This window comes from Paludisphaera borealis (assembly GCF_001956985.1).
GTDB classification, from domain to species: domain Bacteria; phylum Planctomycetota; class Planctomycetia; order Isosphaerales; family Isosphaeraceae; genus Paludisphaera; species Paludisphaera borealis.
Window position 1 is genome coordinate 3,983,316 of record NZ_CP019082.1, and the last position, 21,887, is coordinate 4,005,202.

19 protein-coding genes are annotated in these 21,887 nt (G+C 66.1%); 6 read left to right on the top strand and 13 right to left on the bottom strand.

Annotated elements, in window-relative coordinates; genetic code table 11:
- Positions 1 to 133: 133 nt before the first annotated feature.
- Complete coding sequence (locus BSF38_RS15540; RefSeq protein ID WP_076347078.1) at positions 134 to 574, bottom strand: RrF2 family transcriptional regulator; 441 nt, start codon at positions 572 to 574, stop codon at positions 134 to 136.
- A 134-nt stretch (positions 575 to 708) separates the two neighbouring features.
- On the opposite strand from BSF38_RS15540, the gene hmpA reads away from it, so the two are divergent.
- A complete protein-coding gene (hmpA, locus tag BSF38_RS15545; RefSeq protein ID WP_076347080.1) occupies positions 709 to 1,932 on the top strand; it encodes an NO-inducible flavohemoprotein in 1,224 nt (407 codons plus the stop codon).
- Between the two features lie 439 nt (positions 1,933 to 2,371).
- Here hmpA and BSF38_RS15550 read toward each other — a convergent pair whose 3' ends face one another.
- Both BSF38_RS15550 and BSF38_RS15555 read right to left on the bottom strand, forming a co-directional pair.
- The gene (locus BSF38_RS15550; protein ID WP_076347082.1) at positions 2,372 to 3,904 is read right to left on the bottom strand and encodes an alpha/beta hydrolase family protein; all 1,533 of its coding nucleotides are present in this window, start codon (positions 3,902 to 3,904) and stop codon (positions 2,372 to 2,374) included.
- A gap of 406 nt (positions 3,905 to 4,310) precedes the next feature.
- The gene (locus tag BSF38_RS15555; protein ID WP_076347084.1) at positions 4,311 to 5,345 is read right to left on the bottom strand and encodes a DUF1801 domain-containing protein; all 1,035 of its coding nucleotides are present in this window, start codon (positions 5,343 to 5,345) and stop codon (positions 4,311 to 4,313) included.
- A gap of 256 nt (positions 5,346 to 5,601) precedes the next feature.
- On the opposite strand from BSF38_RS15555, the gene BSF38_RS15560 reads away from it, so the two are divergent.
- Positions 5,602 to 6,249, top strand: a complete 648-nt coding sequence (locus BSF38_RS15560; protein ID WP_076347086.1) for a DUF2306 domain-containing protein — start codon at positions 5,602 to 5,604, stop codon at positions 6,247 to 6,249.
- A 15-nt stretch (positions 6,250 to 6,264) separates the two neighbouring features.
- Here the strand turns inward: BSF38_RS15560 and BSF38_RS15565 are convergent, their stop codons facing one another.
- From BSF38_RS15565 to BSF38_RS15600, 8 genes are all read right to left on the bottom strand, one after another.
- On the bottom strand, positions 6,265 to 7,029 hold the full coding sequence (locus tag BSF38_RS15565; RefSeq protein ID WP_076347088.1) for a DUF1559 domain-containing protein: 765 nt from the start codon (positions 7,027 to 7,029) through the stop codon (positions 6,265 to 6,267).
- A 243-nt stretch (positions 7,030 to 7,272) separates the two neighbouring features.
- Positions 7,273 to 7,710 carry a helix-turn-helix domain-containing protein gene (locus BSF38_RS15570; protein ID WP_145952150.1) on the bottom strand — a complete coding sequence of 146 codons (438 nt, stop codon included), beginning with the start codon at positions 7,708 to 7,710 and terminating at the stop codon, positions 7,273 to 7,275.
- A gap of 82 nt (positions 7,711 to 7,792) precedes the next feature.
- On the bottom strand, positions 7,793 to 8,380 hold the full coding sequence (locus tag BSF38_RS32670; RefSeq protein WP_076347092.1) for an RES family NAD+ phosphorylase: 588 nt from the start codon (positions 8,378 to 8,380) through the stop codon (positions 7,793 to 7,795).
- Between the two features lie 39 nt (positions 8,381 to 8,419).
- Complete coding sequence (locus tag BSF38_RS15580; protein WP_076347094.1) at positions 8,420 to 8,860, bottom strand: very short patch repair endonuclease; 441 nt, start codon at positions 8,858 to 8,860, stop codon at positions 8,420 to 8,422.
- The gene (locus BSF38_RS15585) at positions 8,787 to 10,058 is read right to left on the bottom strand and encodes a DNA cytosine methyltransferase (protein WP_076347096.1); all 1,272 of its coding nucleotides are present in this window, start codon (positions 10,056 to 10,058) and stop codon (positions 8,787 to 8,789) included. The genes BSF38_RS15580 and BSF38_RS15585 overlap by 74 nt, the downstream gene beginning before the upstream one ends.
- Positions 10,059 to 10,124: 66 nt before the next feature.
- Positions 10,125 to 10,796 (bottom strand): CPBP family intramembrane glutamic endopeptidase, encoded by a 672-nt coding sequence (locus BSF38_RS15590; protein WP_168189385.1) that lies wholly within the window; start codon positions 10,794 to 10,796, stop codon positions 10,125 to 10,127.
- Positions 10,797 to 10,864: 68 nt separating this feature from the next.
- The gene (locus BSF38_RS15595) at positions 10,865 to 11,716 is read right to left on the bottom strand and encodes an ATP-grasp domain-containing protein (protein ID WP_076347100.1); all 852 of its coding nucleotides are present in this window, start codon (positions 11,714 to 11,716) and stop codon (positions 10,865 to 10,867) included.
- 40 nt (positions 11,717 to 11,756) lie between these two features.
- Positions 11,757 to 12,065: a hypothetical protein gene (locus BSF38_RS15600; RefSeq protein WP_076347102.1), complete on the bottom strand. Its 309-nt coding sequence runs from the start codon at positions 12,063 to 12,065 to the stop codon at positions 11,757 to 11,759.
- 162 nt (positions 12,066 to 12,227) lie between these two features.
- On the opposite strand from BSF38_RS15600, the gene BSF38_RS15605 reads away from it, so the two are divergent.
- The 4 genes from BSF38_RS15605 to BSF38_RS15620 all read left to right on the top strand — a co-directional run bounded on the left by BSF38_RS15605 (position 12,228) and on the right by BSF38_RS15620 (position 18,943).
- Entirely contained in the window at positions 12,228 to 14,816 is a 2,589-nt protein-coding gene (locus BSF38_RS15605; RefSeq protein ID WP_168189386.1) for a carboxypeptidase-like regulatory domain-containing protein, read from the top strand.
- Between the two features lie 109 nt (positions 14,817 to 14,925).
- Complete coding sequence (locus tag BSF38_RS15610) at positions 14,926 to 17,121, top strand: alpha/beta hydrolase (RefSeq protein ID WP_076347106.1); 2,196 nt, start codon at positions 14,926 to 14,928, stop codon at positions 17,119 to 17,121.
- A gap of 224 nt (positions 17,122 to 17,345) precedes the next feature.
- Positions 17,346 to 17,672, top strand: a complete 327-nt coding sequence (locus BSF38_RS15615; RefSeq protein ID WP_076347108.1) for a YciI family protein — start codon at positions 17,346 to 17,348, stop codon at positions 17,670 to 17,672.
- Positions 17,669 to 18,943, top strand: a complete 1,275-nt coding sequence (locus tag BSF38_RS15620) for an RNA polymerase sigma factor (RefSeq protein ID WP_076347110.1) — start codon at positions 17,669 to 17,671, stop codon at positions 18,941 to 18,943. Before BSF38_RS15615 ends, BSF38_RS15620 begins: the two co-directional genes overlap by 4 nt.
- 160 nt (positions 18,944 to 19,103) lie before the next feature.
- Here BSF38_RS15620 and BSF38_RS15625 read toward each other — a convergent pair whose 3' ends face one another.
- Positions 19,104 to 20,108: a WD40 repeat domain-containing protein gene (locus tag BSF38_RS15625; RefSeq protein WP_076347112.1), complete on the bottom strand. Its 1,005-nt coding sequence runs from the start codon at positions 20,106 to 20,108 to the stop codon at positions 19,104 to 19,106.
- Positions 20,109 to 20,412: 304 nt separating this feature from the next.
- On the bottom strand, positions 20,413 to 21,879 hold the full coding sequence (locus BSF38_RS15630) for a sigma-54-dependent transcriptional regulator (protein WP_076347114.1): 1,467 nt from the start codon (positions 21,877 to 21,879) through the stop codon (positions 20,413 to 20,415).
- Between the last annotated feature and the right edge of the window lie 8 nt (positions 21,880 to 21,887).

Below are 21,887 nucleotides of genomic sequence, written 5' to 3' on the forward strand. Positions count from 1 at the left end.
CTGACACCCCCGCAATCCATGCGTGACTCGTCGGCTCCACACACGACGTATGCGAAAATCCGCAGCGTATCCTCGACCTCATGGATCGCGCGATATTTCCCGGCCTACCTCTCACCGCTGAACATGCCTCGAATCATACGGGCGACGGCAAGCCGGGGACGTCGCAGAGGGGGATGATCGGGTCGGTCGAGCGGTGCAGCTCGGCGATCGTCACTCGCGACAGGGCCCGCTCGGTGGCGGCGTAGACCTTGTCCAGCTCGCGGTGGAGCGGGCACAGCTTGGTGTGCGACGGCAGGCCCAGCGGGCAATGGCGGATGCGCTCCAGCTCGCCCACCGCGTTTACCACGTCGAGGATCGTCACTTCCTCCGGCGACTTCGCCAGCGAGTAACCGCCCCCAGGCCCCGACTGCGACCGCACAAGCTCCGCGCGCACCAGGTCTTGCAGCACCTTGTTCAAATACCGCCTCGGAACCTTCGTCCGCTCGGCCAGGCGATCGGCCGACTCGGCGCGGTCGGGGTCGCGTCCCAGCCAGACCACGGCCCGCAACGCGTACTCGGCGGTTTTCGGCAACATCGGCGATCCCCTCTGCTTGCAGACGACTGGCTGAAATCCTACACCTCTTGGTATAGTAATCGTGACGACCCGCCGACGGCCGCGACCGCGAAGCCGTCGCAACCAATCCCTCCTGGTTTTGTCGGAGATTCGAGATGCTCAGCGATCGCACCATCCAGATCGTCAAGGCGACCGCGCCAGCCGTGGCCGCGAACGCCGAGGCGATCACCACTCGATTTTACACTTTGATGTTCGCGGGGAACCCGGAAGTTCGGGTTTTCTTCAACCAGGCGCACCAGCATTCAGGCGGGCAGCAGCGGGCGCTCGCGGGGGCGATCTGCGCGTATGCGGTCAACATCGACAACCTCGGGGCGCTTGGCCCGGCGGTCGAGCTGATCGCGCAGAAGCACTGCTCGCTGGGCATCCGTCCCGAGCATTATCCGATCGTCGGCAAGCACCTGCTGGTCGCCGTGAAGGATGTGCTGGGCGACGCGGTGACCGAGGAGGTGACCGCCGCGTGGGCCGAGGCGTACGGCTTCCTCGCCGAGATCTTCATCGCCCGCGAGGCGGAGATCTACCGCGAGCAGGCGGCGGCCGACGGCGGCTGGAACGGGTATCGCCGGTTCGTGGTCGATCGCGTGGTTCCCGAAAGCGAGATCATCACGTCGTTCTATCTCAAGCCCGCCGACGGTGGCGCCTTGCCTCCGTTCAAGCCGGGCCAGTACATCACGGTGAAGATCGACCACCCGGTCACGCCGACCTCGCCCCGCAACTACAGCCTGTCCGACCGCCCGGGCGTCGGCCACTACCGGATCAGCGTCAAGCGCGAGCCGGCCCTGACTCCCGACGCCCCGGACGGCCTGATCTCGAACTACCTCCACGACCACGTCAAGAAAGGCGACGTGCTGAACGTCGGCCCCCCCTGCGGCGAGTTCACGCTCGACCCCACGGCTTGCATCAAGCGCCCGGTGGCGCTGCTCTCCGGCGGCGTCGGCGTCACCCCGATCCTGTCGATGCTCAAGACCCTGGCCCATTCCCAGGTGGACACGCCGATCCACTTCCTCCACGCCGCCCGCAACAGCCGGTTCCACGCGTTCGCCGACGAGGTCCGCGCGCTGGCCGACGCCACCCCGAACATCCAGGTCCACTTCCGTTACGACGAACCGCTCGCCGACGACGTCGTGCTCCGCCGTTGCGACAGCACGGGCCTCATCGACCTGGCCTTGCTCGACGAGTTCCTGCCCGGCAAGGACGCCGACTTCTACTTCTGCGGCCCCAAGCCGTTCATGGAAGGCCTCCACCGCCAGCTCCGCGAATGGGGCGTCGACGACTCCCAGGTCCACTACGAATTCTTCGGCCCCAAGAGCGACCTCGCCTGACGCGGGAAGATCCGAAAGCCGCCGACCTACGGTTTCGGCGGCAACAACCGTGGGCGCGCACGGGTTCCGGCTCGGGACGCGTGGCACCCAACGGTTGAACCGTCGGTTCGAATCCCATCGCCCCGACTTTAAGGATCAACGGCTCTTCGCTGAACTTCATCTGCAGAGTGGTTAAGGAGTTCAAATCCAGTCGGCACTCTCGAAGGTTCCAGCCTGCGCAATTGCCAAATTCTTGAGCACGAAGCAACGTAACCACGTACACAGAGCGGTTTGCATTTGGGCTGCGCACGTAGGGGCGTCCCTTGTGGGCGCCCGATCGGCGTCGGCGACTGCGGCACCCCCAGGGAATTCGGGCGCCCACAAGGGACGCCCCTACAGTAATGCGGTCTTCCGACCACCCCGGATGTGCGCATCCCAAAGGCAAACCGCGCACAGGCCATCAAAATCGAAATCCGATCAGGTTCCAGTAGAACATGTACGGGACAAAAAGGACCAAGCAAAGTACATCGAGTGAGAAACGGATTCTTCTCGCTGCCGTCCAGCCCTGATCGTGACGAGTGCTGACAAGCACGATCAGCAGAGCGACGGTCGCCAGGGTGGAAACGGTCCCCAATAGTGGAACGAACAGCAGGACGGTAGGACAGCTCGGGTGCAGTTGGTCAAGCACCAACAATGCGGCGATCGAAAACGTGACAAGAATCAGAAAGTTGAGGGCGCCGATCGCGCGTTTCAAGTTCACAACCCTGTTGGATGCTGGCAAAGCCACACTTTGCCGACGGCGGAATAAGCGGGTTGAACAGCACCAGGCACCTCCGATCGTGTTGGCAATAAAGCTGACGAGGAAGAGAATCCACAGGGCTGCCTGGACTGTTCCGTTGCCATACCATCGCAGGCTTTCGTAGCTGGACAACCTGGGAAGAATCCCTGATTCCGGGGCGACGCCCTCCTGTTTCAGTTTGCCGATCTCCGAAGGGCGATCGATCGCGCTCCAGGCCCCGTCGGTCATCGTTTGCAATGCCCCCGGCGGATAGCCGCGCGACTTGCTCTGAAGCGCGCCCGTTTCGGAGATTTTCAGATCGTGATTTGTCTGCGGCAGGATGATGATCGTCCAGTTCTCATTGTTCGCCTGAGCCAGCGAATTCTTCAAACCCGCAACGCTTTCGCCGACCGGAACATGTTGATCCAGTTGTCCCCACATTGCCAGGACCGGCTGGTTCACATGGCCCCACGCGGGATGCACGTATTCGTCCGGTGGAGGATATGATCGGGGCGCAAACGAAGAGAGACGGAAGCCATCTTGAAATGTTCGCTGCAAATCCTGGTCTACGAGATACAATTTCTCGGCCACGTCACGCAATGTGTCCGAAAGCCCATACCTTCGGAACAGGTTGTCACGATAGTAGAACATCATGCCGTCGGCGACGTCTGCCCCCACGACAATGATGAATTTAATGTCTTTCGATCGAGACGCCGCGGCGGCGCTGATGTAGGCGCCTTGACTGAGCCCCCAGATGCCGACCTGTGATGGCGCGATCTCGCGGAGCTGCTTCAGGAAGGCGACAGCGGAAAGAGCGTCATTGACCAGGTTCTCGTAGGGCTCATAACTCTCGTAGGCGCCGCCGGACTGGCCCGTTCCGCGCTTGTCGTAGATCAATGCGGCAATACCCTGGCTCGCAAAATACGCACCAACCTCACGGTACGGCTCGCGAGTCTGTGGGCCCGCGCCATGGACAAAGACAACGGCCGGAACAGGTCCTTCGCTTCTTGGTAAAAGCAGACTTCCGGCTAGCTTGACGCCCTGATTGTGAAACTCGACGCGGTGCTCGTCGAACCCGGATTCCGCCCCGGTTTCATCGGCTCTGGCCGCCGGTCCCGCCATCCCCAACACAAACGCGGCGACAGGTATCGCGGCAGCCAACGTCGGTAGGTGGCGGCGCCAGGATGAACCGATCCGGGACACTAAGTCCGCCATAGACGCCTCGGTAGCTCGAACAGATACGGTTGGCGGGGTGGAAAAAGGGACGACCTGTCCCATCAGTTTCCCCCCGATCTCTTGAGAGATTGGCTCCGTTCCGGAGTCAATACGAGAGAAAGATCCAACGAATATTACACCATCAGTCACCGCCGCAGCTCGGCTTCCCAGCCTCGGACGCCGACGAGAAAAAGTTCCACCGGCGTCCTGTCGCCCCGACTGGTTCGTAACAGCAAATCCCGCCAACGGTTGCGAGAGCCACTCTTGGCGGGACATGTGAGCCGAACCGGCGGTTCGCATTCCAGCACCTGGCGGCGCACCACGATCCCGCCGAAGCCGGCCTTGGGGTTCGGCGGCGCGCGAAACGTGCGGCGCGGGGGCGAAGACCGATCCTCGGGATGGTCGGCTAAGGAACCCAGCCGGGCAACACCGCGGCCTGCTTCACCCACGTCGCCATTTGCTCCTCGTCGAGCTGGTCGCCTTCGCGGATGTCGATCCAGCGCGCGTCCTTGCTGCGCACCGTGCCGCCGGACGGGACCGGTCGCAGCGACATGCCGCGGAAGAAGGTCACCTTGACGTAGTGGGTGAGGACGTGGAACGACAGGAACCAGCCCTGGCCCTCGATGCCGTAAAACGGCGAGTTCCACCTCACGGCCTTGCGCACGTCGGGCACGCTCCGCGCGATGAGCGCGTCGAGGCGCTTCCCGAGGTCGCGCTTCCAGCCCGGCATCGCGGCGATGTACGCCTGCACCGGAGCGTCGCCGTCCGCCTTCGCGATTTGCGGGTTGCCGCCCGAGAGTAGGACGACGGCGACCTTCTCGCCTTCTCGCACCTCGATCGGCTTGACCCCCTTCGCACCTGGCTTGGCCTTCTTCACCGGCGGGCCATTCCGGGCCGCCGCGGCCTTCACGAGCGCCTTGAACGCGCCGGCGTCGACCTTCTCCCCTTCGTGGATGTCGATAGCCCTTCGCGTGTTGCCTTCCAAGCTGGAATTGAAGAGGCGCGATGGGTCTGGAATCTTGGCCCCCCGGGCGAACGTGAGCTTCACGACCTTCGTGTACGACTCCCCGGTGCAGACGATCCCGTGGTGCGACCAGACCGGAGTGCCCATCCACTTCCACTCCTCGGTCATCTCGGGGTCGGCTTCCAGGATCAGCGCCCGCATGCGGGCCAGGGTCTCCCCGCGCCATCCCCCCAGGTCGCGAATCCGCTGGTCGATGAGCCGGGAAGCGGGTTCCCCGGTCGCTTGCTCACGGCTCCTTATACCCGCTGGGACGGGCGCGTCGCCGTCGGCTTTGGCGATTTGCGGATCGCCGCCTGCAAGGAGTTCCAACGGCTTGGCCTCACTTGCACCGGACTTGGACTTGGTGGCCGATTTGCGTGGCTTGCTTGCGCGCGACGCGCCCTTGGCCTTGGGCTTCGCCTTGCTCTCGGTCATCATTCGTCCCTTGTTGTTAGATGCTTCCCAAGTCGCTCTGCAGCGGCTTGCGTTTGGGTTGCACACCCCTGGCATGCGCCGGAAGCCCTTATCGTTGTCGGGGCGTCCCAGAAAGTAAACCGCGCTAACAGCGTCCTGTCATCCCGAGTTGCGGGAGAAGGCATTCCCGAAGAAGATATCAGAGTGAGAGTGGCTCGCGACCCGCTCCCGCAACGGCGATTGCGCGGCTTCCAATGAGGAACAGGGTGATTCGCCTGACATGCGCTCGAACCGTCCGACATTACCGGAGCGCATTCTGGTCGTCCTGGCGTGCGCCATGATCCTCAAGACGATCGCAAGCACGGCATCGAACTATCCAGACTACTTCCCTCCCAATTTCGCCTCCGACTTCCTGTGGGGCCGAGAGGGTCATTTCCGGGGCGCCTATCGGTGGGCGTTCTACACGCACATCCTGTCCGGGCCCGTCGCGCTGCTCCTGGGATTGATCCTGATCGTTGAGCGATCTCGGCCCCGTTTTCCGACATGGCATCGCCATCTCGGCCGACTCCAGGTCGCGTGCGTCTTGTTGCTGGTGACGCCCAGCGGACTGTGGATGGCCTATTATGCCGCGGCAGGCCCCGTCGCGGCGGTCGGGTTGGCGACGTTGGCGATCGCCACCGCGACCACCGTGTCATTCGGCGCTTGGTCGGCGACGACGCGACGGTTTGCGGATCATCGCCGATGGATGTGGCGATGTTATCTCCTGCTCTGCTCGGCCGTCGTGCTCAGACTGATCGGCGGGTTGGCGACGGTCACGGGAACGGCCGCCCCGTGGGTCGATCCCCTGGCCACCTGGATGAGTTGGCTCGCGCCGCTCTCGGCCTTCGAGTTCTACGAGCGGACGAGGCGAAGATTCGGGATTCCTTGAGGTCGATCGCCCCTATCACCAGTCTCCAGGAATCTCTTCCCCGCCGGCGATCGATATCAACCCTCGAAGCAGCTTGGCCGGCGTGCTGGCTTTCAGAAACTGCACGTGGCCATCGACGAAGCATGCGTTCACGCCTCCCGTGTGAGGCAGTTTCGCGTCCGAACCGAGACTCAGCACCAGCGACTCGTCCGCATCGACCGGGGCCATCCAGGGGACGGCGTGCTCCTCGCCGGCCTCGATCACCATGAGCGTCGACGTGGTGCCGTCGGTGATCTCCGCCAGATTTCGAGGTTGGCCGGGAATCAAGCAGCCGTTCGGAGCGGTGTTCGCCAGGTAGGTCGTCGTGTTCCCCGGCCCGACCACCGGACATCGAAAGATAGGGAGAGATGTCGCGAGCGCCTTGGCGTTCGCCGGGTCGTTCCAGGGTTTCGTGAGGTCGATCGTCTGGTAGAGGGACTTCTGTTCGAGATAGGGGAGTATCAGCGTCCGCCAACTGTGCAGCGGATTCCCTTGCGCGTCCACCGTGTACGCGGGCGGTAAGGCCTTGTGCTCTTGTTCATAGTTGTGAAGCGCCAGCGCGATGCCTTTCAGGTTGTTGACGCATTGAGCGCGGCGCGCGGCATGCCGCGCGCCGCCACGATTAAGCGGCAGCAGCAGTGCGATCAGGAGCGCGATGATGCCCACGAGCACGAGGATCTCGGCGAGCGTGAATCCTCGCCCCGAGATCGGCATTGGGACGGCGTCGTTGAACTCCGGGTCGTTCTTGAAGTGAGCGGACATGGGCGTGACTCCTGATTCGCCTTGCCGGAGCCTGGTTCACCTCGTCACTGGCTTCATTCTACTCGTGAGAATAGCCCGAGGGACGGTTGGGGAGCGAAATACGAACCATGACGACGCCGTGGGACGCCCGGCCTCATGAAAATGAGCTGACGGGTAGTCACGCGGGCAGCCTCCGAATGAAAGCCCGAAGCGCCAGCGAGTGAATTCCCAATCAGCCCCAGCGTTCAGATGCCCCCCCGAGGCTCAGCTCGCGATTCCGGATTCCAGATAGAAAATCATGTTCCAAAGCCGATCGATCTCCCCGCGCTCGATCACTTCGAGCGGCTTCAACCCGTCGAACGCCGCGTTCGGCGTATCGAGCCAGACCGGGATGGCCTCGGCCGCCACGACCTCGGCCAGCCGCTCACGGAACCGCTCGAGTTCCTTGATGCGCCGAACGGCGGGCTCACTCAACGGCTTACCGCTCTCCCAATCCGCGACGGCTCGCTCCGAAAATCCGGCGAGCCGCGAGAACAGCTTCCGGCTTAGCCCCAGCCGGCTTCGAACCGCGCCTACCAACGGCGAAGGCTGGAGCGTTGGCCTCGCCGCTTCGCCACGGCGGACAGTCGCCGATGCGACAGCCGATACATGCCCTGACTTCACCGTCCCCAGATTCTTCTCGGATTTCTTGCTAACGGTCATGGCAAACTCCTTGTCGATAAACCATTCTACCGGCCGCAAAGAATCTCAACAAGAATTTCTGCCTGCAAATCTGCACGCCGATTCAGAGCCTGGGTGGAAGTTCCTCGGCTCCGAGAACTTCAAGGAGACTGGATCGATCGATGTTCGCGGGGAAGACGATGAGGTTGACGCCATGCGCCCTCGCCGCCGATGGAACCAACAGGCCCTCTACTCCCGCATGGAAGGCGACGCGCCCCACGGCCTGGGTGACAGCTTCTTCACCTGCCGCTTGCATCTCTCGCCAGGGTTCGGTTAGGAGCCTTCGTCGTGACAGTCGGAGCGACGAGCAAACCTCTGCGTCCGTGAGATCGAGGAGGCGCTGAAGTGATGCGGATACAGCGACCGTCACACGCGGCATCGCCGACGGGATCGACAAGGCGTAGTGATGGAAGTGAGCCAAGACTTCATCAAGCGCCGTGTGCGGATCAAGGCTCAAATAGACGGATGGAAAACTCCCCGGTGGATTCCATCTCGCCCCGGATAGTCTCGCCCCAGCACCTGTCAGCAGATCGTGAAGGTTCGCATAGCGGGGCGACGCTGAGCGATAAGCGACTCCCTGAAACGGCACGGCGGCCGGAAGCAGGCGAGTGACAGCGCGCTCCAGACGCGGGCTGTCCGGGTGATGGGACACTGCGGATTCTCCGTTGACTCGTCGCGGCCCGGCCCGGCTTCACACGCGGGGCGTCTCGTCGTCCAACTTATTCCGCACCGCCTCCAGAAGCACTCGGACTCGTTCGACCGACGCGTCGAGGTTCTTTTCGACGTCGTGGCCCCAGAGGCGGAGGACGGTCCAGCCTTGGCGGCGGAGGCGCTGGAAGTTGCGGCGGTCGCGGGCGCGGTTGCGCTCGATCTTGGCTCGCCAGTAGTCGGAGAGCTTGTGCTTCCACTGGGGGTAGCGCCAGCCGTGCCAGAAGTCGCCGTCGACGAAGACGACGACGCGGGCTTTCGTGAACACGAAGTCCGGTTTGCCGGGCAAGAGTGCGTAGTTGCGTCGATACCGCCAGCCTCGGCGGTGGAAGGCCGACGACAGAGTCCGCTCAAGCGACGTGTTCTTGCCCTTCACCGCCTGCATGGTCTTGCGGCGCTGTTCGGGCGTCAGGTTGTCGGCCACGTTCCGCCCTCGGCGATTCCGCGTCTCCGTCCTCGTGCGCCCCGGCGAAGACCGGCGACAGGACGTGCTCGTCGATCCATTGTATGACCGGCACGCAGACGGCGTCGCCGAATCCGAACAGGTTCTGGATCGTGTTGGCGGCCAACGGGAACGTCGGCGCCCCTTGCAGCCGGGCGTACTCGCGGGCCGACATCCAGCGCATCCGCAGCACGCCCCGGTCGACGGCCACCACGATCTGCTTGCCGCTGCCGCCGCGAGGCGTCCGCAGGCAGCCGGCGACGCCGTCGAACCGGACCTCGGCCCGGGTCGCGCCGGCGCGCTTGCGGCGGTAGATCGTCCCCACGAACGTCTCGCCCGACTCCACCATGGCGTCGACCCGCTCGCGGTGGCGGTCGCTCATCATATCGTGATGCTTCGTGACGGCCGCCGCGTCCCACCACGAAGGGTCGTCGCCCAGGTCGATCAGCTCGGCGACGTGCGGCGGCTTGCGGCGGGGGACCGGGACGTCGAAGGCCGTCCAGCCGGTCGCCAGGTCGATCGCTTTCATCCGGTCGACCAGCTTCGGCGGCCGGACGCGACGGTCGGCGGCCTCGATGCGCCGGGTCCAGTCGTCGGCGATCCAGTCGGACGGCGACCGCCGCGCGGCGAGCGGCCGGTCGAGGCCGTCGCGGACGCCGACGACGAACACGCGCGGACGGCTCTGCGGCAGGAACCAGCCGGCGTCGAGCATGAAGGCGTCGAGCCAGTAGCCGAGGTCCGCGAGCGACCGCGCGGCGGCCTCGAAATCCTTGCCGCCCGACGATGTGACGAAGCCCGACACGTTTTCGAGCAACACCACGCGCGGCCGACGGTCGGCCAACGCCTCAAGCAACTGGACGAATCCGAAGAACGTCGACGAGTGGGAGCCTTCAAACCCGCGCCCGTGGCCGGCGAGGGAGAGGTCAACGCAGGGAAAAGAGGCCGTCGCCAGGAACGGCCGGCCGGTGATCCGCGCCAGGACTTCTGGGGTGTTCCAGACGTCGCCCAGGTGGAAATGGCCCTCGGCCCCGAACCGCCCCTCGTAAAGCTGCTGCTTCTTGGGGTCGACGTCGTTCGCGTACGCGCACGACCAGCCCGACCCGGCGAGCCCCTCGCGCACCAGCCCGATGCCGGCGAAGAACTCGCAGAACGTCTTGTTCGATCTCGCGATGCCCGCCATGCCGCGCCCCAAAGTGAATCCGCCGCGTCGCGGGAATCCTACCACACGGACGGCGGCGGGGCCGGATCAACCCAGTCCGTGCCGCCAGTACCAGTTCCCCAACCACAACGCCAGCACGCACATGTTTCCAAGCGAGTGCAGCGCGACAGGCACGAGGATCGAGCCGCTCTTGAAGAAGGCCCAGCCCAGGAAGAAGCCCGCCACCAGGTTGTCGGGCGCGGGGTTGCCATACAGGATGTGCAGCAGCCCGAAGACGACGCCGCTCAGTGCGATCGTCCCCCAGGGTTTCAAGACCGGGACGGCCCCGGCGCAAAAGCCCAGCCGATAGGTCGCCTCCTCGACGACCGGAGCCATGACGCACATGCTGATCAGCCGCTCCGGTGCGTCCTCGGGACGGATGGAGGGGCTGGGAACTTCCAGGCCCAGCAGCCATACGCTCGCACCCGCGAGGAGGATGATCGCGCCGATCGCCGCCCCGATGACCAGAGTCGCTACCGACCAGTAGCGGAGCCCCTGGATCGGACGAAGCGTCAGGCCGACCGAGGCGCGGTCGCCGCGAGCCAGGATCAGGTAGGCCGCCAGCGCGAGGAGGGGCGGGGCGGCTCGCATCCCCCAAAGGTTGGCTTCGCCACGATGGACGAGCCAGAAGTCGGCGAGGACGACCGCTCCCGCCACAAGACCGGCGACGACCGACCGCAGTCGAGAATCATTCAGCCGCCCGCCGATGGTCGTCTTCATCGTGCGGGTCGTCGGGAGGCGCGGCATTTCGTCATCGACGTCGACTCCGTTGGCGTCTCTGTCTGGCTCTAAAGGCGGGCTGAGATCGCTCGGGCCAGACGGTCGACCGATCCCGGCGCAAGCGAGGTGAACAAGACCGGCTCGATCAGTTCGAGTTCCTGCAGCCGGGCGACGCCGGCGTTGTCGGTAGCGACGTCCACTCTCGCGTACAGCGGCCGTTCTTCGAGAGTCCCCATCGCGCGCTCGGCCAGGCGAACCTCGCCAGCGTCGTATTCGCTGCTTGCGTGGGGCTCGGTGAATCCTCGGACCGCCGACGCGAGAGTCGGGGGACGGTGGACGACGTGGCTGAGGTCGCCGTCGATGAAGACGTACGACCGCTCGCCTTCGGTCTCGAACGCCGTCAGGTACGGCTGCACCATGATCTCATGATCGGCGGCCAACCGCGCGATCCGAGACTCGACGTCGCGGATCGCCTCCAGATCAACAATGTAGGTCTCATTCGCCCCGGCGGAAACGGCGGGCTTGACGACGGCGCGTCGCCAGCTCCGTTCGCGAAGGACGTTCCCCAACCTGAAATCGTCGGTGGGGCCGATCCACTCCGTCGGCGTCACGGCGACGCCTTTTCGTTCCAGATCGCGCAAATACCGTTTATGGACGTTCCCTGTCAGGAGCCGAGGCGGATTGAAAAGCGAGGCGACTGAGGCGACGCCTTCCGCCCAAGCGAGGAACTTCTCCGGCGCAAGATGGTAATCCCAGGTCGACTGGATGACGACGGCCCTCGCTTCGCCCCAATCCGCCCGTTCATCGGTCCAGACTTGCGGCCGCGCCTTCAGGCCGAGGCGCCCCAGCGCGTCCAGTATCCCTCGATCATAAGGCCCCAGCTCGGGGTACTCGCCGCTGGTGGCGATGAGAATATCCATGAGTCCGTCTCTCGCCGTCGAGGGGCGTTCCGTCGTCGTATCAAACCGGCCGACCCGGCCCCTCGTCGCCGAACGTCCAGATTCTCGTGACCGGAACGCCGAGGTCGTCGACCTTGACCTTCACATTCCGCGACGTCCGGCCCCGTTGCATCACATAGACGATCAGGCGGCGATCGTAACCGAGCTTGTGGAGGATGAACGCGACGGCCAAACCCGTGAAGGCCACGACCATGAAGAAAACGGCCGCCAGGATCGCGGCGATCAGGCAGACGACGCCCATCACGATGAGGATCGGGATCAAGAGGAAGAACGGCACGACTTTGCCCCCGGTCGGTGAAAGGTTTCGCAACCGTGGCGCTCATCGTATCAGACGACCCGAAATCCGGCCATCCCGGCCGTTCGTCGTGGGTGCAACTCCCGATCCTTTCGTACTCAGTCCCGGATGATTTTGTTTCAAAACCAGCGCAACGCGCCGCCGGGCGAGGTATCCTCGATTGCGGCGGAGACGTCCATGAAGAACCTCCTTCGCGGTACAAAAAGGCGGCTGGCGATGGTCATCCGGCTCCTCTTGCTCGCGGTCGTCGTCGGTCTTCCGGGGGCGGCCGACGAACTCCTGCCCGTCACCGTGGAGGTCGTCGATGAGGGGACGGGCAAGCCCGTCGCCGCGTTCTCCTACCGCGCCCGCTACAGGGCGCCGGGCCAGGTCAGCCCCGAAGTCGAAACCTGGACGAAGGTCGAATCGGCTTCCGGCTCCTTCATCGTCCAGGCTCCGCGCGCCTGCCGACTGAGCGTCGAATTCCGGTGGATCGACGCCAAAGCCGGGACGGAACTCCGGGACGAATTCATCATTCGTTCGAGCGACGACCCCCGCCGCGTCGTCATGAAACTGAAGCGCGGGGCGACCGTCCACGGGACCGTCCTCGATGCCGGCACCGGCAAAGCCGTCGCCGGTGCGACCGTGGTCCCTGTCGTTGTGAGCCTGAAGCGCGACGAGGCCCAGCAGGCCACCACAGACAAGGATGGCCATTACGAACTGCGCGGGGTTGATCTCGAGCAGGGCGTCTGGGTCTCCCACCCGGACTATGCGCCGCACGAAAGTAAGTTGGATGTGGATAAGCCCGAGGAATCGCGCTTCGACCGTTTCCTGACGCCGTTGCCGGCGAACACCAATCTGCAAGGCACGGTGCGCGATCCAGACGGGAACCCGTTGGAGGATGTGACGATCCAGGGCAGCGACGGCCATAGCGCCCAGACGGCTCGCGACGGAACCTACGCCGTTCGCGATGCGGGCCGCCACCTGACTTACAAGAAGGAGGGCTACATCGAGAAGGAAGTCCACGGCGACGCGCTCAAGGCCGGACAAGTGGTGGTACTGGAGCGTAGATATCCGTTGGCGGGACAGGTGTCGCGGCCCGACGGTCGGCCGGTCGAGTCGTTCAGCTTCGAGGTTTCGCCGAACCCGAGCGCGAATCCCTGGAACTGGACACATATGCCGATCACGGTGAAGGATCGCCAGGGCCGGTTCTCGATCGGAAATGATCGATCGGGCAGAGCCTGGGTCGGCGTGCGCGCCGAGGGCTTCGCCGCATGGGAAGGATGGGCCGACGTCGCCGGGGAGAGCAAGCCGCTGATCGTCCGCCTCGACCCCGGCGTCGCGGCCTCGGGGAAGGTCGTCCTGCCGGTCGGAGCACGCGGGGAGGTCCAGGGCACGCTAGTCCCTCGGCGGATCACGCTGAGTGAGTGGGAATCCGGGAGCGGCTCGTCCGCAAAGGAGTTCGGAACCCTGACCTCGACCGTCGGCGTCGACGGAGGCTTGCGGTTCGATCACGTCCGCCCCGATCGCTACATCCTCAAGCTCGCCGGCCCCGACGTCACGACCAAGGAGCTGGCCTTCGACGTCCCCGCCGAGGGCTTCGATCTCGGCACGATCCGCCTCGCGATCGCGGGGCGGGGCCGCATCGAGGGGTGCGTCTTCCGGTCGGCGGAGCACGGCGGAGGCGCCTGGGCCTTCGCCAACGGCTACGCGCGCGGCCCCGATTTTCGAAAAGACGACATGGTCGAATTCCTATCCGACGAAGATGGCCGGTTCTCAGCCGACGGCGTGCCCGAGGGGCTCGTCAAGGTCGGGTTTCCCTACCACGTCTTCGATGTGATTAACGCCGACGAATGGGTGGTCCAGGTGCTCGCGGGCCAGACGACCCAGGTGCATCTGCTCGACCCGTCGGAGAGCCGCCCGCTGGCGATCGAATTCCGCATCGGCGACGGCTCGAAGGAGCAGTACGGTTCGGGGACCGGCCTCGGCGCCAGACGCGGGGTGGAGAACGTCACGACGCGCGAGCCCATGCTCCGCGTGGAGCTAACCCCTCGGTCTCAGAAGCCGCTCTCCTTCGTCGATCCCGACTGGGAGGAACTCGACGCCCAGCGGCGCATCGTGCACTCCGACGTGACCCCGGGCGAGTACCGGCTGCGGGTAATCGACTGGCTCGGTTCAAGCGACTTCGAGGAGGGGCTCCTCGCCGAGCAGGACATCGCCGTGCCGACTGGCGAGCGCATGCCCGTCAGGTTCTCACTCGGCGCCGGATGCATCACGGGACGAGTTCTCGGCTCTGACGATCTCCTGGACCGGATCGAGGTCATCGCCCAACCTCGCGCAGGAAAGGGCCCGGCTCGCCGCGCCCGTGCGGACACCGACGGGAATTTCTGCGTCCGCTACCTGGACCCGGGCGACTACACGGTCTTCGCTCACGACCCCAAGGCGGGCTGGCTGCGCGTCGAGAACGTCGCGGTGGCGTCGAACGCGGTCGACGTCGGCGGACATCGCCTCGCGCCCGGCGGGACGATTCTCGGTTCGATAGCATTCCCCCGTCCGTGCGCGGTCCCGGACGAGGTCGTCGCGATCGGGCCTGGGGGAGTCGTGCTGAGGCTCCCCTTCGAGGTCTTCTCCAGCTTCGACCGCTTCGAACTCGACGGCCTGTGGCCGGGCGTCTGGGCGATCACGGTCCGAAGCCTCGGAGACGTCCTCGCGACGACCACGGCCGAAGTCGTCGGCACGGAGAAGGTCCGCGTCGACCTGGCGACAAGCATCAAACAAGGCCCATAAAACGGACTCGGCGAAGTCGGGGTCCAAGACCGCGCCTTGATCAAACGACCGCCGCCGACTACGATCACCGCCCGGAGGATGCATGCGACCGACCGCAAAGGAGCGAGTAATGCGACGGATGTTGTGGCCGATCGGGTGCGCCCTTCTTCTGGCGACGCCGCCCTTGCGAGCGGCCGAGGACAAGCCGACGCCGCCCCTGGTCGTTCCCGTCTGGCCCGGCGACGCGCCCGGGTCGGAGAGCTGGACCCGGAAGGAAGTCGAGTACCGCAACGACTGGGACCACAAGACGATGGTCCGGAACGTCGTCCGGCCCACCTTGACGGCGTTTCTGCCTGATCGCTCGAAGGCGACCGGGACGGCCGTGATCATCTGCCCGGGGGGGGCGTTCCGGTTCCTGTCGTGGGAGAGCGAGGGGACGGAAGTCGCGGAATGGCTGCGGGCGCGCGGCGTCGCGGCCTTCGTGCTCAAGTATCGGCTCACTGATACGGGGGCCACGGCGGAAGAGTTCCGCGAGGCGATGAAGGAACTCGCCAGCGTCATGGCCAACCGCGACCGCCCGGACGAAGCGCGCAAGGCCGTCGAGGAACTCGCCAGCGCCGACGGCCGGCAGGCGGTGAAGGTGGTGCGCCGGAACGCGGCCGAGTGGGGGATCGCGCCCGACCGCATCGGCGTCATGGGCTTTTCGGCGGGAGGCATGGTCACGATGGGGGTCGTGATGAACCACGACGCCGACAGCCGCCCGAACTTCGCCGCCCCCATCTACGGAGGACGGACGGGAGACGCCAAGATCCCCGCCGACGCCCCGCCGCTGTTCATCCTCTGCGCCAGCGACGACGACTTCGCCGCGAAGTCGAGCGTCGACCTCTACTCCGCGTGGAAGAACGCCGGCCGTCCCGCCGAGCTGCACCTCTATTCCAAGGGGGGCCACGGCTTCGGCATGAACAAACGAGGCCTCCCGGTCGACTCGTGGATCGAGCGGTTCGGCGACTGGCTCGGGGCGCAGGGCTTGCTCAAGCCGGCGGAGGCGAAGGCGAAGAAGACGGCGGATTCAAGCCCGGTGACGTTCAACAAGCAGATCGCGCCGCTGCTGTTCAAGCACTGCGTCGAGTGCCACCGGCCGGGCGAGGTCGCTCCGTTCTCGCTGCTGACGTACGCCGACGCCAAGAAGCGCGCGAAGTTGCTTCAGACGGTCGTCTCCGAGCGCGAGATGCCGCCGTGGAAGATCGTCGAGGGCCACGGCGCGTTCGTCGGCGAGCGGCGGCTGACGGTCGAGGAGATCGACCGGATCGGCCGATGGGCGGAGCAGGGCGCGCCCGAGGGCGACCCGGGCGACTTGCCGGCGGCTCCGAAGTTCGCCGAGGGCTGGCGACTCGGCAAGCCCGACATCGTGATCACGATGCCCAGGCCCTTCGAGGTCCCGGCCGACGGCCCCGACGTCTATCGCAACTTCGTCTTCAAGCTCGACGTGCCGAAGGGAAAATACATCAAGGCCGCCGAATACCGGCCCGCCAACCGCCGCGTGGTGCACCACGGGCTCATGGCCGTGGACACGACCGGCCGCGCCCGCAAGGAAGACGACGCCGACCCCGCGCCGGGCTACAAGGGATCGGGGAACATCCCCGGCGAACTCTTCCCCGGCGGCATGGCCACCTGGACCCCCGGCCGCGACCCGATCCCCCTGGCCGACGGTATGTCGATGCCGTGGAAGCCGAACGCCGACCTGGTCTTGCAGCTCCACCTCCACCCCAGCGGCAAGCCCGAGGTCGAGCAGTCGAGCGTCGGCTTCTACCTGACCGACCAGCCGCCGCAGAGGTCGTCGACGGACCTGCTCCTGATCAACCAGAAGATCGACATAGCGCCCGGCGACAAGTCGTACCGCACGCGCGACGAGCTGACCCTACCGATCGACATGGAGGTCGTGGGCGTCTTCCCCCACATGCACCTGATCGGCCGCGACATCAAGGTCACCGCCCATCCGCCGCAAGGCAAGCCGTTCTCGCTGTTGTGGATCGACGACTGGAACTTCGACTGGCAGAATTTCTACCAGTACGTCGCGCCCGTGAAGCTCGCCGCCGGCACGCGGGTCGTGGTCGAGGCCGTTCACGACAACTCGGCCGACAACCCGCGCAACCCCAGCCAGCCGCCGAAGCGCGTCACCTGGGGCGAGGAGACCACCAACGAGATGACCATCGTCTTCCTCCAGGTCGCCCCCGCCCGCGAACCCGAATTCCGCAAGCTCGCCGAAGCGCTCCGCTCGCGCATGCTCGGCGCGATCGTCGCCAAGCCATCAGACGTCATCAAATAGTGGGGCACGCGTTCACGGACCGAGAGTGACAGTCGCCCAGAAGCAAGCAAGGGCGGCTGCATGAAGGCCGCTCCAGCCGGCCTGGACTCAGAGGCAACCTCGGAGGGCGCGTCGAAGTTTTTATCCCGCGCCCGTGTCCGAACGGTTGCCCCCTGTTCGTTGTACTCACGCAAGGCGGGGGAGAGGCCTCCGCCCGCGTATGCGAAACCGTCTGGAGAACCGTCATGGCGAAGTTTCTGTTCATCTATCGCGAACCCACCGAGAGCCGCGCCCAGCCGTCACCTGAGGAAATGCAGGCTTTGGGGGCGGCCTGGGGCGCATGGATGCAAAAGTTCAGCTCGGCGATCGTGCCCGGAGGCGACGGATTGAAGCCAACCGGCCGAGTCGTCAAGGCTGGACTCGTGACCGACGGTCCCTATGTCGAAGCCAAGGAACTCATCGTCAGCTTCACGATCATCCAGGCCGACGACTTCGACGCGGCGCTGGCGATCGCCCGCGCGTGTCCGCCCGGACACACGATCGAGATCCGCGAGATGGCCGGCTACGCGTGAGCGAACCGCGCGCACTGGTGGAGCACTTTTTTCGCCACGAGTTCGGCCGGCTCAGCGCCGTGCTGACCCGGTCGCTCGGCGTGCGCCATCTCGCTCTCGTCGAAGACGTCGTTCAAGCCGCGCTCGTGCAGGCTCTGGAAACCTGGTCGCGGCGCGGCGTGCCGGAAGACCCGGCCGGCTGGCTCTACCGCACCGCCCGCAACCTGGCGATCGACGCGCTGCGGCGGGAGCGAACCCACGCCCAGGCGTTGCCGCGCCTGGCCGAAGACGCCGAGTGGGAATCGTCGCCGCTCGAAGCGCATTTCGCCGACGAGATCGGCGACGAACCGCTTCGCCTGCTCTTCGTCTGCTGCCACGAAGCGGTGCCGGCCGAATCCCGCGTCGCCATCGCGCTGCGGACGTTATGCGGTTTCAGCACCGCGGAGATCGCCCGCGCGTTGCTCACCACCGACGCCAACGTCCAGAAGCGGATCGAGCGGGCGCGGGATCGGCTGCGCGAGCTGGACGTGGATTTCGACACGCCGGATGCGGCCCAGCTTCGCGCTCGGCTGGACGCGGTCCTCGCGGTCGTCTATCTCCTTTTCAGTCAAGGCTGCCACGTCACCCATGGCGACCTGCCGATCCGCCGCGACCTGTGCGACGAGGCCCGCCGGCTGGCGCGGATGCTCGCCGCCCATCCCGTCGGCGACGTCCCGGCGGTCCATGCCTTACTCGCGCTGATGTGCTTCCACGGGGCCCGCTTCGACGCGCGCATCGCTCTCGACGGCGCCATCGTTCTGCTTGAGGAACAGGATCGTTCCGCCTGGAACTGGAGCGACGTGCGTGAAGGCATGGCGTGGCTCGCCAGGTCCGCCGACGGCGACGAGCTGACGCGCTATCACGTGGAAGCCGGCATCGCCTGGGAGCACTGCCGCGCGCCGACCTTCGCCGACACCGATTGGGGACGGATCGCCGAATTGTACGACACGCTCGATCGCATCGCGCCGTCGCCACTGCACTCCCTCAACCGCGCGGTCGCCGAAGCTTACCTGCACGGCCCGCAAGCCGGCCTCGATCGCCTGGCCGCCGTTCTTCCGGAAAGCGTTCCCGCCCGTTATCCCGGTTGGCACACGGTGATCGGCGAGCTCCATTTCCGCCTCGGCCGACACTCCGCCGCCGAGCGCGCCTGGCGGGAAGCCCTACGCTTCACCACCGCCCGCGCCGATCAAGATTTCTTGCGTCGCCGCCTCGCCGTCTGCCGGCTCGATGGAGACGAGCCCGCCACGGAGTAACGCCAGTCCAAGGAAAGAGACGCGGACGAAAGCGGATGCGGACCAACATACAAATAAGAACCCCTCATCCGCCCTTGTGAGGCCCGTGCTCCCGCGGGGAGAGCAGGGGGGAGAGGTCGGATGAGGGGTGGTCGCGCGTGAATCGAGCAGGTCCGGTCAGTCAGAGGTCGAGGCCGGTGCCCATGGACTGGTCGACGTCCCAGAGGCGGACGGCGCCGTCGAGGCTGCCGGAAGCGAGGAGGCGGCCGTCGGGGGAGAAGGCGACGGAGTAGACGTTGCCGGTGTGGCCTCGGAGGATCGCCCGGGGGCGGCCGTCGACGGCGTCCCAGAGACGCACCGTCTGGTCGTGGCTGCCGGTCGCCAGGAGCGAGCCGTCGGGGGAGAAGGCGAGGGCGGCGACCCAGCCTTTGTGACCTTCGGGCTCGGCGCGAGGGACGCCGCGGGCGACGTCCCACAGCTTCACGCCGCGGTCGAATCCGCCCGAGGCGACGGTCGCGCCGTCGGGCGAGAACGTCACGGCGGCGGTGCCGTATTCATGGCCGATGAGTCGGACGCGGGGCGTCGGCTCGGCGCCGGTCAGGTCCCAGATCTTGACCTCGCCGATCCGGTCTTCGATCGCCGGATCGACCATCGCCGGCACCACGCCCGAGCCGGCCGCCAACATCGTGCCGTCGCGCGAGAATTCCACCGACCAGACCGGGGCCGAGTGTTCGGGCAGGCGCATCCGCTCGGCGCCGGTGACGGCGTTCCAGAGCGTCACGGTGCGGCCCTCGCCGCCGGCCGTCGCCAGGGTCAGGCCGTCGGGCGAGAAGGCCATCGCGTCGACCTTGCCGGGCGTGCGCAGCAGGCGGCGGCCGCGGCCGCCCTCGCGATTCCACAAGGTCACCGCGCCGAACGGCTCGCCGTCCCAGCCGGTGCCCAGGCCCGCGACGAGCGAGCCGTCCGGCGAGAAGGCGACCGCCTCGACCTCGTCCCACACGCCCCGGAGCACGCGCTCCAGCTTCATTCCGGCCGGGCCGGTCCGCAGGTCCCAAAGCTTGATCTGTCCGTCCCAGCCGCCGCTCACGAGCGTGCCGCCGTCGGGTGAAAACGCCACCGAGGTCACAACGTCGCTGTGCCGCGCCAGTCCGCCGCGCAGCGGCTTGGCTTCCATGGTGAGAGCCATGATTCATCTTCTCCAGGTTGATTCGTCCGCGCCCCCACGCGACTGCGTGAAGCGGCATGAACATCCATGAAATTATGGACGCAAAAGAGGTGGGCTCACGCCCCCGCTGGCCGGGTGACGCTCGCTCGCCCATGACGTAGACATCCACACGAACCTAATACAACTACCGTGCCAAACCCGAGACGAGCGAGCCACGAAACCCGCAACCAAGACGCATCACATTACCTGAACATGCTTTACAACAACGCAACAGACCGCCGAATCGCGTCGTCCGGCGACGGCCGCCGGCGGGGGGAGTGGTCGCTTACGGGCCTGGCTGATCGTCGTGCGACCAGACCGAGCGTTCGATGCGAAGGCCCAGGGCACGGATCTTGGTGCGGAGGCTGCCCCGGGTGATGCCCAGGATGCGCGCGGCTTGCACCTGGTTGCCGTCGGTGTGGCGGAGCACGCGGGTCAGGAGCGACCGCTCCATCAGGGCCAGCGACTCGGCGTAGAGGTTCTCGGAGTCGGAGAGCAGACGGTTCTCGATGAACGCGTCCCAGTCCAGGCCCGCCTCGGTCTTGGTCGACGAAAGCAGCGGCGGCGACTCGTCGCGGGGCTCGCCCGAACGGACCGACGCGGGCAGGAAGTCGGCCAGCAGCACCGGCCCTTGAGCCTTCAAGAGCGCCCATTTGAGCACGCTTTGAAGTTCTCGGATGTTCCCGGGCCAGGGGTATCGGCTCATGACCTCGAGCGCCTCGGGCGACGCCTGGTAGACGTCCTTGCCCAGCTCGGGGCTGAACCGGCGGAGGAAGTGCTCGACCAGGAGCGGGACGTCCTCGGGCCGCGACCGCAGCGCGGGCAAGGAGATGGTGAAGACGCCGAGGCGGTAGTAAAGGTCTTCGCGGAACTCGCCCGAGGCGGCCATCCGCGGCAGGTCGCGGTTGGTCGCGGCGATCACCCGCACGTTCGACCGGATCGTGGTGTTGCCGCCGACGCGCTCGAAGGCGCCGTCTTGCAGCACGCGGAGCACCTTCGCCTGGGTCAGCGCGGTCATGTCGCCGATCTCGTCGAGGAACAGCGTGCCGCCGTTGCACTGCTCGAACTTGCCGATCCGCGTCCGGTCGGCGCCGGTGAACGCCCCTTTCTCGTGGCCGAACAACTCGCTCTCCAGCAGCGCCTCGGGGATCGCCGCGCAGTTGACGGCCAGGAACGCCCCCTGGGAGCGGTGGCTGTGCTGGTAGATGGCGCGGGCGATCAGCTCCTTGCCGGTCCCGCTCTCGCCGAGGATGAGGACGGCGATGTCCTGCGGCGCGACCCGGCCGATGGCCTTGTACACTTCTTGCATGGCCGGCGACCGGCCGACGAGGACGTCGGTGCGGCCTTGCGGCGGGCTCTCGTCGGCGACCAGCGCGGGCTCGCGGCTGAGCCGGCAGATCTCGGCGGCGCGCTCGACCAGCTCGCGGACGTGGGCGACCTTCAGGGGCTTCAGCAGGTAATCGAACGCCCCTTCCTTCATCGCCTCGATGGCCGTCTCGGTGGTGCCGTGGCCGGTGACGAAGATCACCGGAATCCGCGCGTCGATCCGCCGGATGTTGCGGAAGACTTCCATGCCGTGCATGTCGGGCAGGTTGAGGTCGAGGACCACGGCCTCGGGCCGCTGGCTCTCGACCAGCGCCAGCCCCTCGGCGCCGTCGGCGGCGGTCAGCACCTCGTCGTCGTCGTTGCCGAACGCCCTGCGAAATGCGTGCAGGATGGACGGCTCGTCGTCGATCACCAGAAGTTTGGCCATGTCCGACT